This is a genomic window from Rasiella rasia, assembly GCF_011044175.1.
GTDB lineage: Bacteria > Bacteroidota > Bacteroidia > Flavobacteriales > Flavobacteriaceae > Marinirhabdus > Marinirhabdus rasia.
In genome coordinates this window covers 3040094-3056392 of record NZ_CP049057.1, presented here as the reverse complement: position 1 = coordinate 3056392, position 16299 = coordinate 3040094, and the positions used below count along the sequence as shown (strand labels likewise).

Annotated in this window: 16 protein-coding genes; 4 read left to right on the top strand and 12 right to left on the bottom strand. The window is 37.1% G+C overall.

Annotated elements, in window-relative coordinates; translation table 11 throughout:
- Positions 1-78 precede the first annotated feature (78 nt).
- The gene (locus tag G5B37_RS13560; protein ID WP_164680564.1) at positions 79-534 is read right to left on the bottom strand and encodes an Lrp/AsnC family transcriptional regulator; all 456 of its coding nucleotides are present in this window, start codon (positions 532-534) and stop codon (positions 79-81) included.
- A gap of 127 nt (positions 535-661) precedes the next feature.
- Here G5B37_RS13560 and G5B37_RS13555 point away from each other — a divergent pair, with 127 nt between their 5' ends.
- Positions 662-1057 (top strand): hypothetical protein, encoded by a 396-nt coding sequence (locus G5B37_RS13555; RefSeq protein WP_164680563.1) that lies wholly within the window; start codon positions 662-664, stop codon positions 1055-1057.
- 149 nt (positions 1058-1206) lie between these two features.
- Here the strand turns inward: G5B37_RS13555 and G5B37_RS13550 are convergent, their stop codons facing one another.
- Positions 1207-4626 (bottom strand): methylmalonyl-CoA mutase family protein, encoded by a 3420-nt coding sequence (locus tag G5B37_RS13550; protein WP_164680562.1) that lies wholly within the window; start codon positions 4624-4626, stop codon positions 1207-1209.
- A 157-nt stretch (positions 4627-4783) separates the two neighbouring features.
- Between G5B37_RS13550 and G5B37_RS13545 the strand changes: the two genes are divergently transcribed.
- The 3 genes from G5B37_RS13545 (at position 4784) to G5B37_RS13535 (ending at position 6794) form a co-directional block, all read left to right on the top strand.
- Positions 4784-5719, top strand: coding sequence for a T9SS type A sorting domain-containing protein (locus G5B37_RS13545; protein ID WP_164680561.1), 936 nt, complete (start codon positions 4784-4786; stop codon positions 5717-5719).
- A gap of 90 nt (positions 5720-5809) precedes the next feature.
- Entirely contained in the window at positions 5810-6514 is a 705-nt protein-coding gene (locus tag G5B37_RS13540) for a DUF4197 domain-containing protein (RefSeq protein ID WP_164680560.1), read from the top strand.
- Between the two features lie 97 nt (positions 6515-6611).
- Positions 6612-6794 carry a Lacal_2735 family protein gene (locus tag G5B37_RS13535; RefSeq protein WP_164680559.1) on the top strand — a complete coding sequence of 61 codons (183 nt, stop codon included), beginning with the start codon at positions 6612-6614 and terminating at the stop codon, positions 6792-6794.
- On the opposite strand, the gene G5B37_RS13530 is transcribed toward G5B37_RS13535, so the two are convergent.
- The 10 genes from G5B37_RS13530 to G5B37_RS13485 all read right to left on the bottom strand — a co-directional run bounded on the left by G5B37_RS13530 (position 6795) and on the right by G5B37_RS13485 (position 16285).
- Entirely contained in the window at positions 6795-7568 is a 774-nt protein-coding gene (locus tag G5B37_RS13530) for a helical backbone metal receptor (protein WP_164680558.1), read from the bottom strand.
- Positions 7558-8376, bottom strand: a complete 819-nt coding sequence (pyrF, locus tag G5B37_RS13525; RefSeq protein WP_164680557.1) for an orotidine-5'-phosphate decarboxylase — start codon at positions 8374-8376, stop codon at positions 7558-7560. Before pyrF ends, G5B37_RS13530 begins: the two co-directional genes overlap by 11 nt.
- Before the next feature lie 14 nt (positions 8377-8390).
- Entirely contained in the window at positions 8391-9467 is a 1077-nt protein-coding gene (prfA, locus tag G5B37_RS13520) for a peptide chain release factor 1 (protein ID WP_164680556.1), read from the bottom strand.
- A 159-nt stretch (positions 9468-9626) separates the two neighbouring features.
- On the bottom strand, positions 9627-10364 hold the full coding sequence (locus G5B37_RS13515) for a hypothetical protein (protein ID WP_164680555.1): 738 nt from the start codon (positions 10362-10364) through the stop codon (positions 9627-9629).
- A 31-nt stretch (positions 10365-10395) separates the two neighbouring features.
- Positions 10396-11577: an AIR synthase related protein gene (locus G5B37_RS13510; protein ID WP_164680554.1), complete on the bottom strand. Its 1182-nt coding sequence runs from the start codon at positions 11575-11577 to the stop codon at positions 10396-10398.
- 88 nt (positions 11578-11665) lie between these two features.
- The gene (locus G5B37_RS13505) at positions 11666-13174 is read right to left on the bottom strand and encodes a carboxypeptidase-like regulatory domain-containing protein (RefSeq protein ID WP_164680553.1); all 1509 of its coding nucleotides are present in this window, start codon (positions 13172-13174) and stop codon (positions 11666-11668) included.
- A 1-nt stretch (position 13175) separates the two neighbouring features.
- On the bottom strand, positions 13176-14585 hold the full coding sequence (locus G5B37_RS13500) for a CsgG/HfaB family protein (protein WP_164680552.1): 1410 nt from the start codon (positions 14583-14585) through the stop codon (positions 13176-13178).
- Between the two features lie 13 nt (positions 14586-14598).
- Positions 14599-14970 carry a curli assembly protein CsgF gene (locus G5B37_RS13495; protein WP_164680551.1) on the bottom strand — a complete coding sequence of 124 codons (372 nt, stop codon included), beginning with the start codon at positions 14968-14970 and terminating at the stop codon, positions 14599-14601.
- 10 nt (positions 14971-14980) lie between these two features.
- Positions 14981-15769, bottom strand: a complete 789-nt coding sequence (locus tag G5B37_RS13490) for a CsgE family curli-type amyloid fiber assembly protein (RefSeq protein ID WP_164680550.1) — start codon at positions 15767-15769, stop codon at positions 14981-14983.
- A gap of 9 nt (positions 15770-15778) precedes the next feature.
- Complete coding sequence (locus G5B37_RS13485) at positions 15779-16285, bottom strand: hypothetical protein (RefSeq protein ID WP_164680549.1); 507 nt, start codon at positions 16283-16285, stop codon at positions 15779-15781.
- Positions 16286-16299: the final 14 nt, after the last annotated feature.

Here is a 16299-nt window from a genome sequence, read left to right as displayed (position 1 = left end):
TTGTAATTTTAAGGTATGTTTCTAAGATACATCCTAAATTTAGGCAACACTATTAAGAAATTCTAAATTGGGTAATCTTTAACGCTTCAAAGTATCTATAGGTCTAATGCTATTGTTCGCTACTACATGCGACAAAACGATTTGTGTTTTGGTCTCCCCGTAAGAGATAAGCTGGTCTATAAAATCTTCAAGATGTTTTTGGTTTCTTAAAACCACTTCCATAACAATATTTTCATTACCCGTAATTCTGTAGCAATTTAGCACCTCATCGTAGGTCTTTACTTTTTCCAGAAATGGTTTTAACTTCCCCATAAAAGCACGTAATGTAATAATTGCCTTTAACTGATAACCAGTTTCAAAGGGAGAAACAACTGTTCTATGTCCAAGAATAACACCAGCATCTTCCATTTTTTTTATACGTTCAGATACAGCTGGCGAACTTATACCAACCTGTCGCCCTATTTCTGAATTACTAAGTCTCGAATTATTCTGAAGCCTTTGTAAAATTTTCCAATTAAGTGAATCTAGCTGCATTGAAAGAAATTTTAAAAATTACCTTAAATTTTAAATCAAAAATAGATAATTACTTTAAATTTTATATATAAAACTACAACTATCTCACTAAATTTGAGAAAAATAACTATAAAAGAGACCCCCAGAAGTGTTACCTACAACACACCCACAATTTCCACAGTCTGCCATCTATAAAAAGGCACAAGATATCTTTGCTTTATCTCGAAATATATCTCAGTATTTAGGTCATGACCTAGCTGAATTAAACGAAGATGGAACAGAAGATAGGAACATCTATTTTTCTGGCGATATTGTTCAACAATCGATCTCTCTTGCTCCGGAAATTTTAAAAGCTGAAAGCCAGGCATTTTCCGAAGAAAAGGAGAAACACGTTGCCTCGTTAACACGACTTACTAATTTACTGTACAAAAATTGCGAGCGATTAGAACACAGCGCAAGCAATGGAAAAGACTTTTTACCCATTCTTCGCAAAGAACTAAAGAAGTTTAGAAAATTGCAACGTACATGGATGTTGACGTTGTAAAACAAACTTAATTTTTTTAGTAATTCCGCTTCTCATAAAAGTAGTACTACCCCTTGCTAATAAAAGAAAAATGCTTCAACAGGAATAGTACAATTTACCAGTGTACTATGCAACTGCTCGTGATGAGCGACTCACAACTTTAAAGTTAATTACATATTTCTTCTATACTGCCCTCCTACTTCAAACAAGGCATTTGTAATTTCGCCTAAGGAAGTATATTTACACACTTCCATAAGTGCTTCAAAGATATTTTCATTGTTAATTGAGCGCTGCTGAAGGTCTTTCAACAATGAGGCTACATGCGTTTTATTTCGCTTATTTAATGCCTCTACTACTTCTATCTGATACTGTTTCTCTTCTTCAGTAGCCCGTATAATCTCTGCAGGTTGCACAGTTGGAGACCCTTTACTACTTAAAAAAGTATTAACCCCAATTATTGGAAACTCTCCTGTATGTTTCAACGTTTCATAATACAAACTTTCTTCCTGTATCTTACTGCGCTGGTACATGGTTTCCATTGCTCCAAGCACCCCGCCCCGCTCTGTTAAACGGTCAAATTCTTCTAAAACAGCCTGCTCTACCAAATCGGTTAGCTCTTCAATAATAAAACTTCCCTGAATTGGATTTTCATTTTTTGCTAAGCCCAACTCCTTATTAATAATGAGCTGTATTGCCATAGCACGACGCACACTTTCTTCTGTAGGAGTTGTAATGGCTTCATCGTAGGCGTTAGTATGCAAAGAATTACAGTTATCGTAAATAGCGTACAAAGCCTGTAACGTTGTTCTAATATCGTTAAAATCTATCTCCTGGGCATGTAACGAACGTCCTGAGGTCTGAATGTGATATTTCAGCATTTGTGCACGCGGATTAGCACCGTATTTATGCTTTAATGCCTTTGCCCAAATTTTTCGTGCCACACGTCCAATTACCGAATATTCTGGATCTATACCGTTACTAAAGAAAAAGGATAAATTTGGTCCAAATTTATTGATATCCATTCCACGACTCAAGTAATACTCCACATAGGTAAATCCGTTAGCAAGTGTAAACGCTAATTGAGAAATAGGATTAGCACCTGCTTCTGCAATATGATAGCCACTAATAGACACCGAATAAAAGTTTCGGACTTGCTTTTCGATGAAATATTCTTGCACATCGCCCATTAGTCGTAAGGCGAACTCTGTGGAAAAAATACAGGTGTTCTGCGCCTGATCTTCTTTTAAAATATCTGCTTGTACCGTTCCACGTACTTGTTGTAACGTTTCAGCCTTTATAGTTTTGTACACGTCTTGAGGCAATACTTGATCTCCTGTTACACCAAGCAACATTAAACCAAGACCATTATTACCTTCTGGTAAATCTCCTTGGTATTTTGGTCGCTTTTCTCCTTTATATAAAGCTGAAATTTTAGCTTCAACTTCTTCTTCTAGGCCATTTTCTGTGATATACTTTTCACAATTTTGATCGATAGCTGCGTTCATAAAAAACCCTAACAACATAGGTGCGGGACCATTTATTGTCATACTCACCGAAGTCATTGGGTGACTTAAATCGAACCCAGAGTACAACTTCTTCGCATCGTCTAAGCAACAAATAGACACACCTGCATTACCTATTTTACCATAAATATCTGGACGTAATCCTGGATCATTACCATACAGTGTAACACTATCGAAAGCCGTAGACAATCTTTTTGCTGGCAGCCCATGACTTACATAATGAAAACGTCTATTGGTTCTCTCGGGACCCCCTTCTCCTGCAAACATTCGTGCAGGGTCTTCCCCTGTTCTCTTAAAAGGATATAATCCTGCGGTATAAGGAAATTCGCCAGGTACATTTTCTTGTAAGCACCAGCGTAAAACATCACCCCATGCTTGGTATTTAGGCAAAGCCACTTTAGGTATTTGACTATGCGATAAACTTTCGGTGTGTGTATCTATTTTTATTTCTTTATCACGCACTTTAAACGTATATACCGGGTTTTTATAGCGGTTTACCTTTTCATCCCAAGTTGTGATTACTTCCCAATTATAAGGGTCCAGATTCATTTTTGTCTTATCGAATTCTGCCAACAACAATTTCAACAGATCTGCATTTTCGTTGGAAGATGCAATAGATTCTGAAACAATGCCACTCTGGTCAATTTTGGGTAATGACCCTGAGATAGTTTCTAGAGTTTTAAAAATTCCGTAGAGCTTTTGGGCTACTTCGGCTTGTGCGCTCGCCGTTTTATCGTAGGCTCGGTTGTTTTCTGAAATTTCTGACAGATAGCGAGTTCTGGCTGGTGGAATCACAAAGATTTTTTCGCTCATCTCATCAGTCACTTCAAAAGTGCTTGTAAGGTCGGCTTTTGTCTTTTCCACTAATTGATCCATAATGGCCTTGTACAAGGTGTTCATTCCTGGGTCGTTAAACTGCGACGCTATAGTACCAAAAATTGGAAGTTTATCTTGAGGCGTATCCCACAGCTGATGGTTTCGCATGTATTGCTTTTTAACATCTCGAAGCGCATCTAAGGAACCGCGTTTATCAAATTTATTGATCGCTACCAAATCGGCAAAATCGAGCATATCAATCTTTTCTAATTGCGTAGCTGCCCCAAATTCTGGTGTCATAACATATAATGACACATCACTATGTTCAATAATTTCTGTGTCGCTCTGCCCAATACCAGAAGTTTCAAGAATAATGAGGTCATAATGTGCCGCCTTAATCACTTCTATAGTTTCAGCAACATACTTTGACAAGGCAAGATTACTTTGTCTTGTGGCTAAACTGCGCATGTATACTCGTGGAGAATTAATGGCGTTCATTCTAATACGGTCTCCAAGCAACGCACCTCCTGTTTTTCTTTTTGAAGGATCTACAGAAATTAAGCCGATAGTTTTCTCTGGAAAATCTAGTAAAAACCGTCGTACAAGTTCATCTACCAAAGACGATTTTCCTGCCCCTCCTGTACCCGTAATACCCAACACTGGAGTTGCAAGTGATTTGTTGTGTTCATGAATTTTTTCTAGTGCTTCTTTCGCAACATCTGGAAAGTTTTCTGCGGAAGAAATAACGCGAGCAATAGCTCCTGGTTCTTTGTCTGAAAGTCTATCTACTTCTCCATTTAGGGTGTCACCAATTGCAAAATCTGAAGTTTTTACCAAATCATTTATCATACCTTGCAGCCCCAATTCACGGCCATCATCTGGAGAATAAATACGAGTAATCCCATACTCCATTAGTTCTTCTATTTCCGAAGGTAAAATTACACCGCCACCGCCGCCAAATATCTTTATATGTCCAGCATTTTTTTCCTGCAACAGGTCGTACATATACTTAAAGTACTCATTATGTCCACCTTGGTACGATGTCATTGCAATAGCATTAGCATCTTCTTGAATTGCGGTGTTTACAACTTCTTCTACGCTTCTATCGTGACCTAAATGTATGACCTCAACCCCTGTGGCTTGGATTATTCGTCGCATAATGTTAATGGCGGCGTCGTGACCGTCAAAAAGGGAGGCTGCCGTTACAATACGAACTTTATTTTTGGGAGTATATGGAGTTTGTGTATTCATGATAAATTAAATTGGCTGCAAAGTTACGAAAACAGGGATAAAACACAGTTTATCGTTTCGCAATTAAATGTGGCAAATAATTAGTGTAGAATTGTATAATTACATTGTTTTTTTTGTAAATTTGACTTTTACATCCTTTTAATAAATATAAAATATTATGAAAAAAATTTACATTTTAGCAGCATTTGTAGCCTTTGCCTTTAGCGCAAACGCTCAGATAGATTTTGAAGATAATTTTGACTTTTACAATTTAGGCGATCTTGACGCTCAAAGTCCACAATGGAGATCATGGAGTGGTATTCCTAGTAGTGGTGACGACGCTGAAGTTGTAGACTCACAAGCTTTGTCTGGAACACAGTCTTTACTTATTCCAGGTAACGAAGCTTCAGATATGGTATTATTAACGCCGCTACAACCAACAGATGGTGAATATACAATTCAGTTTTGGGCTAGAATAGCAGCTGGAAAATCAGCATACTTTAACATGCAAGCAGATTTAACTCCTGAAGGAACTGCTTGGAATCAAGCCTTAATGGGTGGTAATGTTTACTTTAACTGTGATGGTGCTTCTGGTGGAGTTGGAAGTGTTGCAGGAGTAATTGACTGTTCTGCATCTAACTTTACATTTGCATATCCAGAAGACGAATGGTTCAAAGTAACTTGTGTTTACGATCTTGATGGTGAAGAGTGGGCTATGAGTATTAATGATACTGAGCAATTTTCTGGTGCTCCTTTCGAGTTTGGAACACAATTATTTGTTCAATTAGCAGGACTTAACTTTTTCTCTGCTTCTGCAAACAACGAAATGTTCATCGACGATGTTGTAATGGGTAGAGATATCAACCTTAACACAGATGAGTTTTCTACTGCTAACTTTAGCATGTTCCCTAATCCAGTAAGAGATGTTTTAAACATTCATTCTAAATATAATGTTGAAGCAATCACTGTATACGATGTATTAGGAAAAGAAGTAATTTCTGCAAACCCAGGTGTTGCAAATGCTACAATAGACATGAGCAAACTTTCTTCTGGAGCTTACTTAGTTAATGTACGTATTAACGGTGCATCAAAAACTGTAAAAGTAGTGAAGTAATTAACTTCAATAATCTCTTTTAAAAAGCCCTTCTTACTGAAGGGCTTTTTTTTATCTTTATCCCTTCAAGTAGATCCTCAATAGCAAGTTATGAAAAAAGTCATTTTATTCTTTTCGTGTTTCGTCCTAATCTCATGTGCTGAGTTGCAACAAGTGGTAAATACATTACCACAAAGTGGTGGCGGATTAGACCCAACAATGATTGCAAATGGTCTTCGCCAAGCATTAGATTTTGGTATCGACAAGCAGGTTTCAAAATTAACTCAGAAAGACGGTTTCTATAAAAATAGCTTAGTCAAAATTCTTCTGCCTCAAGAACTTCAAAAAGTTGACAAGACCTTACGCGATATTGGATTAGGCAAATTGGCAGATGAAGGTTTGAAAGTACTTAACAGGGCTGCAGAAGATGCTGTAAAAGAAGCAACACCTATTTTTGTAGATGCGGTAAAAGGTATTACGTTTTCAGACGCAAAAAACATACTACTAGGTCCAGATAATGCGGCAACCAACTATTTAGAAGGACGCACAAATACGGCCTTATACGGTAAATTTAACCCCGTAATCAAAAATTCTTTTCAAAAAGTTGGAGCCGATCAAATTTGGGAGAATATCATAACCAAATACAATTCTGTTCCATTTGTGAATAAGGTGAACCCCGATCTCACAGATTATGTAACAAACCAAGCCTTGGAAGGTGTTTATACTATGATTGCAGTAGAAGAAAAGAAAATCCGCACTAACGTCGCTTCTCGAACCACTACACTCTTACGTCAAGTGTTTGGCCTTCAAGATTAAAGGTTGAACTTTTAGCATTATTTAGGAAGGGATTAACGAGTTGTTAATACCAAAAGAGCACCTATTCTTGTAGTTTTGTTCCAACAAATTACAATTTATGTCAGGGTGGTTTTCAAAAAAATCGAGATTAGAAAGACTGCAGCAAAAATATGCTGAGCTCATGAAGAAGTCTTTTAAGGTTGCTCTAAAAGACACTAAGGAAAGTGATAAGATGCAGCAAAAAGCGTATGAAATATATAGTGAGATTAAGCATCTCACCTTACAACGCGCAGATAAATAATTAGTGTATGGTTTTAAAATAGGCAAAGGCGTTTTTCAGACGCGATCCATACCAACTAAAATACTCGCCATCTACTAAACACACTTTTGTTTCTAGTGTGTTTTTTAATGCTAACCTATCCTTCTCAGAAAAAGGGAAAGGCTCTGAAGATAAAAGTACCACATCGACAGTTTTTAATAGTTCAATAGAAACCTCAGGGTAGCGAGAAGATTTATCTTCAATTATATTCTCAAAATTATTTAAGGCAAGCAGGTTATTAATAAAAGTGTTTCTTCCAGCCAACATCCACGGGTTTTTCCAAATAACGTAGGCTACCTTTCTTTTAGGAACCTTCTGCATAGATTCTTGAAATTCAACACTTTTTTGTAAAATATTATCGGCAATTTTTTCTGCTACTTTTGAAAGATTAAATAATTTACCCAAACCACGTATCATCCCCAGCGCGTCCTCTAGCGAATAAATATCACTCACCCACACTGGAGCAAGCGCTCTAAGCGCAACTACCATCTCTTGGGTATTCTCTTCCTTATTACATATAATGATATCTGGTTGTAAAGCTGAAATTTTAGCAAAATCAACATTTTTAGTACCTCCAACCACGACCTTAGCTTTACGTAAAGCTACTGGATGCACACAGAACTTAGTAACACCTACAATCTGATCTTCTAACCCAAGGTCGACCAAGAGTTCAGTCTGAGAAGGCACTAAAGAAACAATTCTGTTGGGAACAGAAGAAATATCTAGTACGTTATGCAACTGATCTTTAACCAGCATTTAGAATAGATTCCATTTGTTGTTGTAGGGAAGCTGCCTGGTTAGCAGCGGCTTCGGCAAAATCTGTCCCTTTTGAAGCATAAATAATCCCCCTAGACGAATTAATTAGTAGACCTACCTGCTCATTAAGGCCATACTTGCAAACCTCTGTTAAACTACCTCCCTGCGCTCCAACCCCTGGGACTAACAGAAAACTATTTGGAACTATCGCTCTCACATCACCAATATAACTTGCTTTTGTCGCACCAATAACATACATTAAATTTTCAGCATTGACCCAAGTTTTAGAAACTTCTAGAACCGAAGTATATAGCGTTTTACCTTCTAAATCTTTCGTCTGAAAATCGTATGCTCCAAGATTAGATGTAAGGGCTAACAAAATTGTGTGTTTGTCCTTAAAGTTGAGAAATGGTTCTACGCTATCTTTCCCCATATAAGGAGCTACAGTCACAGAATCGAAGCCAAGATCTTCAAAGAAAGCTTTGGCGTACATAGTAGATGTGTTGCCAATATCACCGCGCTTTGCATCGGCGATAGTGTATACTTCAGGATGCTTTTCATTTAAATAAGAAATGGTCTTTTCTAAAGCCTTCCATCCCTTTAAACCATAGGCTTCATAAAACGCCGTATTAGGTTTGTAAGCAACTGCAAGTTCATGCGTAGCATCTATAATGGACTTGTTAAATGCAAAGATAGGATCTTCTTCTTGCAACAAATGTGGTGGAATTTTATCGAGGTCTACATCCAAGCCAATACATAGAAACGATTTCTTTTTACGAATTTGTTCAACTAGCTGTTCTGTAGTCATAGATACTTACAATTTTAAAATGCTTCTCCCGTTTCTTTTAATTTTTCAGTATTGCTTACCAATTGAAGCTCATCAATAATTTTCTGGATATCACCATCGATAATATTTCCTAAATCGTAAAGTGTTAGGTTAATACGGTGATCTGTAACTCTACCTTGCGGGTAGTTGTACGTTCTAATCTTGGCACTTCTATCTCCACTAGTTACCATTGAACCTCTTTTTTCAGCGTCTTCTGCCTGTTTTTTGGCTAGTTCAAGATCGAAGAGTCGCGACCTAAGTACTTTAAATGCTTTTTCTTTATTCTTGTGCTGCGATTTTTGATCTTGGCATTGCGCTACAAGACCCGTTGGCTCATGCGTTAAACGAACAGCAGAATAGGTTGTATTTACAGATTGTCCCCCTGGTCCAGACGAACAGAAATAATCGATACGCACATCTTTGGGATCTATCTGCACATCAAATTCTTCGGCTTCAGGAAATACCATTACCGTCGCAGCACTTGTGTGTACACGACCTTGCGTTTCCGTTTGCGGCACACGTTGAACACGATGTACTCCGGCTTCAAACTTAAGTGTTCCGTAGACGTCATCTCCTTCTACTTCAAACTGAATTTCTTTGTAACCACCGCTTGTACCTTCACTAAAATCTACTATGCTAACTTTCCATCCCTTAGACTCGCAATATTTGGTATACATACGGTGTAAATCGCCTGCAAAAATACTTGCTTCATCTCCACCGGTTCCAGCTCTTACTTCAACCACAGCATTTTTGGTATCTTCAGGATCTTTAGGAATAAGCATAAACTTAATCTCTTCTTCGAGCTTATCTAGCTTTCCTTTCGCCTCTTCCATTTGCATCTTAGCCATCTCAACCATTTCAGCATCGCTACCATCTCCCAAAATTTCTTCAGCTTCAGCAATTCTTTCTGTAGCCAATATATATTGCTCACGCTTGTCCATAAGCGCTCGCAAATCTTTATATTCTTTATTTAAGTGAACGTATTGTTTTTGATCACTAATAATATCTGGCTGAATGATAAGATCACTCACCTCATCGAATCTATTTTTTACAATTTGAAGTTTTTCTAACATAGTGCATTCTTGCATTGAAATTAACGCTCATTGCGGCATCAAATTTACAATAAATAACGGAAGAGGTCAACGAACAGTAAATCTATATTTTGACTTATTAATAGATACGAGCAAGCCTAAAAACTATAGTAGTTTTTCATTTTCACAAGTATTACTTTGCTAAAAGAGTTTTTTAGAAACTTCGTCTTTAGGCTCTTTCGGCATAATTGCATAATGAGCCAATAGTGCAGTACTTAGAATTATTATAATTCTGGCAACATAAACCGACGTGTTACCAAAACCAAAATCGTAATATGCAATTGCCCTAAACACTTCAGCAAATACAATTAAAAAAACAAATATGGTGAACACTAAAGATGCCTTCGAGCTAGAAGAATGATTATATACTAACGACAAAAAACTGCAAACTACCAATGCCATGGCGCCTAGTATCATGGCCGCATAATGTAAGTTTCCAAATGCAAAATCTTTTAGCATGGTTATAAACTGATAGAACAAATAACCATTTACAACAATTAGTGCCGCAAAAACTACGGTTAAGGTAACACCTAGATTTTTTAAAGATGCTCTAGGCCACAGCGCCTTAATTATAAAGAGTAACGATACAAAATTGAGCATAAGAGAAAGCATCGCTATTGTTTTGTCTTCATATGCCATAGTGGCAAAACTTGAGATGCCATAGCAAAGCAAAAACAAGACTAATAGAATGTTAGTTTTGCTCTTTTTATACCAGATAATAACAGCCAAATAGGAGAAAGATATTAACCCTCGCAGAAAACGATAGGTTCCATAATCTTCTTGAAGATGCGCTACAACACTTGCTGCAAGCAGCAAAGAGCCTAGCACAATTAATACTATGATATACCCTCTTTTCTTACCTGCACTATTCTGTTCCATTAAAATACCTTTAAGGTATGCGACTTACCCCCTATTTATATACAAATGTTCCATGATTAGAAGTAATCGTCAGCTTTTTTTCTTCCGAAGCAAGTACACGGCCTACTATTTTAGCATCTACATTGAAGGATTTTGAAATTTCAATGAGTTCTTCCGCTATATTTTCAGGAACATACAATTCCATTCTGTGACCCATATTAAACACTTGATACATTTCTTTCCAGTCTGTACCACTTTCTTCCTGAATCATTTTAAAGAGTGGCGGTGTTTCGAACATCGCATCTTTTACTATGTGTAGTTGATCTATAAAATGTAATATTTTTGTTTGCGCCCCACCACTACAATGCACCATACCATGAATCTCATTAGCACTATATCTTTCCAAAATTTTCTTAATTATTGGCGCATAGGTTCTTGTGGGAGATAATACTAGCTGCCCTGCATTTAAGGGTGTTTCGGCCACGCTATCTGTTAACTTTTTGGAACCGCTGTAGACTAGCTCTTTAGGAACGGCTGCATCGTAACTTTCAGGGAACTTTTCAGCTAAATAGCTAGAAAACACATCATGGCGAGCGCTGGTTAAACCGTTGCTCCCCATCCCTCCATTATACTGATTTTCATATGTGGCCTGACCAAAGGACGCTAAGCCTACAATTACATCTCCAGGTTGTATGTTAGCATTGTTAATTACCTGAGATCTTTTTAATCTTGCCGTTACGGTGCTATCTACAATGATGGTACGCACTAAGTCACCTACATCTGCTGTTTCTCCACCAGTTGAATGAATTTTCACTCCAAACGATGCTAACTCTTCTAGTAATTCTTCTGTTCCGTTTATTATTGCTGAAATTACCTCTCCTGGAATCAGGTTTTTATTTCTTCCAATAGTCGAAGATAAGGTAATTGCGTCTACAGCTCCAACGCAAAGCAAATCATCTACGTTCATGATAAGCGCATCTTGAGCAATACCCTTCCAAACAGAAATGTCGCCAGTCTCTTTCCAATACATATATGCCAACGAAGACTTTGTGCCCGCCCCGTCTGCATGCATGACCAAACAATAGTCTTCATCTCCAGTGAGATAATCGGGTACAATCTTGCAAAATGCCTTTGGGTATAATCCCTTATCCACATTTTTAATTGCATTATGTACATCTTCTTTCCCTGCGGAAACACCTCGTTGCGAATAACGTTTTGAAATTTCTTGACTCATAGGGTATACTTAGATCAACAAAAGTACAGAATACAAAAACGTCCCGAAAATTCGGAACGTTTTTTTTAAGCTCTTCTAAATTATTACTTTACTCCCAATCTGGCATAAAAGCGTTTTCTTTAAATACAACGCGTTGGCCGTCGTTATCAATAAAATCTACTTCAAGGGTTACTATATTTTGTATAGAAATACCATCGTTTGAAGTGTTCATCAAAATAACTTCCGCTTCATTGGGTGAATATTTCACCTGTAAATCGTTAGTACCATTCTCTTTTGCCCCAGAAATTTCAGTAGCAACGTCTGTAGTTCGATTATAGATAAATACTCTAGAATCTAGACGTCTGTATGCTGCGTTCTGGAATTCTGAAACATCATATGTATACAACACCTGATTATTATCGACAGATAGTTCTAAACCACTCACGGCACCATCCATATTACTAAATAGGGTATCTAATAAATTTCCCGCGTTATCTATTATTATAATTGACGTATTGTAACCGCTTAGATTATTTGTTTTTAGCGCAATGACATTATCAAATTCATGCGCATCCACTTCAGAAATTAAGGATCCATCTGTGGTTTGATATACTAATTCTAGCCCTTGTCCTGTGGTATTTATTCGGTATAATTTATCCAGCACAGGGAAATACACTTTTGTACTATTTTCTGGCCATGAAATATTAATTTCATTTAAATTAAAACCTGCTGGCTTTACAGAGCTTGTAATTTTTCTAGTATCGCTTCCATCTCTATTCATTGTAAAGACATCTACCTCTGCCCCATCTGCTTGTAAAAATGCAATTCGGTTGGCGGCTACATTACGTACGGGTCTAAAGCTGTTCTTATCAGATGGAGTTAATTGAAACTCTGACCCATCTTCGTCTGCAGAGAAGATCACATTGTTTCCTTCAATATTTCGAGTAAACAAAATTCTGTTGTCTACTGGTGCCATAACTACAGAAAAGGTGCCTAACGGACTTAAAACAGGATCGTTTATGTTGTCTGTAGCGGTTACTTGCCATACGTACTTCGCTCCTAGAATTAGCGGGCTATACGTATATGTAGTATCAGTAATTTCTTCAAAGCGCAGTACATCGTCATTCTGGTCGTTTCTAAGTTCTATAGCATATTCAATAGGGTCACCATCTGGGTCTTCTGAAGTCCAAGAGAAAGTCGCCTCTACACCTTGTAAGACTTCATTTTCGGCTGGAGTAAGCAACTGAGGACTTGTTGGAGGTCTATTATTTGCAGTAGACACCTCTAATTCAAATACAACATTTACAGTAGCATTTGCCACAACAGTTGTAGGCTCAAAATCTGTAATAAAATCCTCAACTCGAGCTTCTACGGCATAATCTCCTACAGGAACATTTTCAATTAAGAATGTTCCAAGACTATCTGTGAAAACTGTACTAGAAATAGGCTGTGTAGCGATTCTCACGTTAGCTAATGGCACATTAGTCCCGGAAGCTACTACAGTACCACTAACAGAACCCGTGTCGTCTTCGCCTATTCTATCTTCATTACATGAAAATAAGGCTAAAACTAAGACAAGAAATGTTGAAATATATAAATATCTATCTTTCGTCATCATGCTATTTAGGATTATGTTTAATTCTTGTTTTATTTGATCCAAAATGATAGTTAATTCCGACACCTAGGTTGTAATAAAAATCATTTCTTCTACCGCCTACAAACCCATCGAGTCTATCTGTAAATGTAGTATTCCAGTCTCCTTGTAACACCAGAGAAACACGGTCTGTGAACATATATTCAAGCCCTGCCCCCAATTGTAATTTATAGAAGGTATCGTTAGGTTTAAGATCGGTTTCTTTATCGTCTATATAGGTAATTACACCCCCGCCACCATATATAAAAGGCGAAAGTTTATCATGGGGCAAAATGTTGTACGCCACGTTAATATTCTGGCTCAGCCACCATTTTATATGTTCGGTAGTTGAGTTTAACTTAAAAGCTTGAATATCGTATCCCAAGCTTAACTGCGATGTAAAGCGATATTTATAGCCTAGTCCGCCCATAAAATCCATTACCCCTGTTGTATAATCTCCATCAATTAAGGAAATACCCATTACAGCGCTGGCCGAATGTCTAAAATCATGATCTTGATAGGTTCTTTCGTATAGCTCAGTAGAGTTCTCTAATTCTTGTTCTAATTTATAGGCCTCGATTAACTCTTTATCTTTTTCTGGCCCCTCTTCGGTAGCCCAAAGCCCGTCCTTAATGCCTTCTAAAATAAGTAACTCTACAGCTTTCTCAATAGCTTCTTGAACTGCCATTTGTGACGGTTCATTTTTAGTGAAACCTGTTTCTACCTCTAGTAATCTTTGAAAATTAACGTAGCGAAACAGCCCCACATCTACGCCTTGCGACAAGATTGTTTTTGAAGCATTCACTGTTTTAAGAACTTCTCCAGATGACGTAGAAACAGCTCGTAAATAGACTGTAATTCTATCTTGTCTGTATTGTGAAGACCCACCTACACCAAAATATCGTGCACCAACACCACCAGTTAATATATTTGAATCGTAAGAAATAACACCTCCCTCTAAAAGAATTCCTGCAAATAACAGCGGTCTAAGACGTTGTGGAGCAGTATCGTTGGAGTTGCGATATTCATCGCGTGTTGTTCTAATAATATTTCGTTCGTTTAGCAGATTTGCAAGGTTTTCACGTTCAATAGGTGTGAACCATTTTGAATCTTCAAGTGCTTTAATTAAAATAGTGGTAGCTCCTTGAGTAACAGCGGTACTAAAGGTACTTCCGTTTTCAACATTTTTATATTGTCCTGTTTGATCTTTAAAATTGTAAACCCCCACCTCTATACGATTTGCAGGCTCGGGCAATTCGCGCAATTTCATAGTTTGAGCCGTATTCTCAGCAATTCGCGCATCTTGTGGAGATGTGGGCTGATTAAAATAAGCACCACAACCTGCTAAAGAAAACGAGCATATTAATAATACAGCGAAATATTTATATTGTTGCATAAACTTTGTGGCGTTAGTTGTTTGGTACAATAATTTGGGTTTGTTCACCGGTAGTAATATCTAAGATGTTTATTACCAATCCTTCATTAGACTGGTAGACCTCATATTCTAAATTTCCATCTCTTGAGGTTCCTTCAGGAGGTAATTCTTGATTTGCTCCAAATTGACCGAAAAGTTGATTGTCAAGTAATCCGTCTAGGCCTTCAAAACCTTCTAAACCTAATTGAGAATCTTCAAATTGATTTTGAGCATTGGCAGAGTTCAACAGCCAAGTATAGTTAAAGGGGTCTCCACCAAATGCAGGATTTTTAGGAGTATACACTAGTTGCTGTCCAAATCCATAGGAACTAGCCCCAAGGAATAATAAAAATACAATTGTTTTCATTTTAAATATTTTAATAGCTTTTAACACGAGACACATTCTTTTCAAGGTTAATAAAATAGGCTCGTATACGAATTATTGATTGATTTCGCATTTCAACTAAATAATCGTTTTGTGGTCTTACAAAAAATTCAGCAATGAGGTTACGACCTGCATAAATTTCAATCTTGGTATTATTACCAACAGCTAAGACCTCTTTTACGGTAACTATCTCGCGTCCATTAATTTCTTCGTTAAGATACGTCAAGTAAAACATCTTATAAAAATCGCTCCCAAGCTTTGTTTTGGTTTCCTCAACAACTATTCCTCTAAGCACAAGTCCATCGGCATTTTCAAATTGTTTGTCTTTGGAATTGGACAGGGTATCGATTTTTTTCTTGAGGATAATTTTATCGCCAGTGGCATTCTCATCATCATTTAATACAATTCTGTCTTTGCCTAGTAATATATCCTCCGAATTGTAAACCAGTAATAAAATAATTATTCTTTCATTCTCATCACTATTTATGGACGTGACTGAGAGATCCTTACGTTGGCCAGGCTCAAGAACGAACCTACCACTCTGGCTATTTTTTGATTTGTTGGTGTTTTCTTTATCTCCTTTAAATACAGTTAATTCATACCGTAAACTCTGATTTAAAGAAGTGAGGTTAGTAGAGGTACCTGTGATTGAAATGGCATTGTATTTTTGTTCAAGCGTAATTTTTGCAACGATTTCGGTATTATAACGCTGTGCGTTTACACTTAGCGAGAGCATAAGTATAGGTAAACATGTAGCTATGATGTTTCTAAAATAGTTCATTTCATTGAATCACTTCCTATTTCGAACCAAAACGGTTTGTTTTTTACCTTTCATGCGTATGACCATGTTCTGTGAGATACTGTTATCTCCAATCCAAACTAAATTTTGACGTAGACCATACTGAATTACAGTTGCGGTATGCGCTCTAGATTTTGTAGTATTTACATGAACAATATTATTATCGTATCCGCTTTGGACAATGGTATTTTTAACTTTACCAGCAATTATTCCTTGAAAGATATCATTTTTTTCTCCAAATTGTAGGATATCTGTTTTGTTTATTACAGAGACAATGTTGGTATTTACTGAATTATTTTGCCCCACTTGTTGTATCTGTACAGTTTTACTTAACGATACATTTTTATTACTAGACACGCCTGACGTTACGTCTGAATTTAATGCTGGAGTCTGATTTATAAATGCGCTGACACTTGTTTTATTTTGACTTAAAACGGAAGTACAACCTAATAAAGAAAGGCAGAGAATTAAACTAATATGTAAACTTCTGTTTATCAAACGTCTATATTTTT

Excerpts from the sequence above, each read along its gene's own strand:
- G5B37_RS13510 (WP_164680554.1), bottom strand. The coding sequence starts at position 11,577 with ATGAGTCAAGAAATTTCAAAACGTTATTCGCAACGAGGTGTTTCCGCA.
- G5B37_RS13540 (WP_164680560.1), top strand. The coding sequence starts at position 5,810 with ATGAAAAAAGTCATTTTATTCTTTTCGTGTTTCGTCCTAATCTCATGT.
- G5B37_RS13500 (WP_164680552.1), bottom strand. The coding sequence starts at position 14,585 with ATGCAACAATATAAATATTTCGCTGTATTATTAATATGCTCGTTTTCT.
- G5B37_RS13550 (WP_164680562.1), bottom strand. The coding sequence starts at position 4,626 with ATGAATACACAAACTCCATATACTCCCAAAAATAAAGTTCGTATTGTA.
- pyrF (WP_164680557.1), bottom strand. The coding sequence starts at position 8,376 with ATGACTACAGAACAGCTAGTTGAACAAATTCGTAAAAAGAAATCGTTT.
- G5B37_RS13515 (WP_164680555.1), bottom strand. The coding sequence starts at position 10,364 with ATGGAACAGAATAGTGCAGGTAAGAAAAGAGGGTATATCATAGTATTA.
- G5B37_RS13535 (WP_164680559.1), top strand. The coding sequence starts at position 6,612 with ATGTCAGGGTGGTTTTCAAAAAAATCGAGATTAGAAAGACTGCAGCAA.
- G5B37_RS13530 (WP_164680558.1), bottom strand. The coding sequence starts at position 7,568 with ATGCTGGTTAAAGATCAGTTGCATAACGTACTAGATATTTCTTCTGTT.
- G5B37_RS13490 (WP_164680550.1), bottom strand. The coding sequence starts at position 15,769 with ATGAACTATTTTAGAAACATCATAGCTACATGTTTACCTATACTTATG.
- G5B37_RS13495 (WP_164680551.1), bottom strand. The coding sequence starts at position 14,970 with ATGAAAACAATTGTATTTTTATTATTCCTTGGGGCTAGTTCCTATGGA.
- G5B37_RS13505 (WP_164680553.1), bottom strand. The coding sequence starts at position 13,174 with ATGATGACGAAAGATAGATATTTATATATTTCAACATTTCTTGTCTTA.
- G5B37_RS13545 (WP_164680561.1), top strand. The coding sequence starts at position 4,784 with ATGAAAAAAATTTACATTTTAGCAGCATTTGTAGCCTTTGCCTTTAGC.
- prfA (WP_164680556.1), bottom strand. The coding sequence starts at position 9,467 with ATGTTAGAAAAACTTCAAATTGTAAAAAATAGATTCGATGAGGTGAGT.
- G5B37_RS13560 (WP_164680564.1), bottom strand. The coding sequence starts at position 534 with ATGCAGCTAGATTCACTTAATTGGAAAATTTTACAAAGGCTTCAGAAT.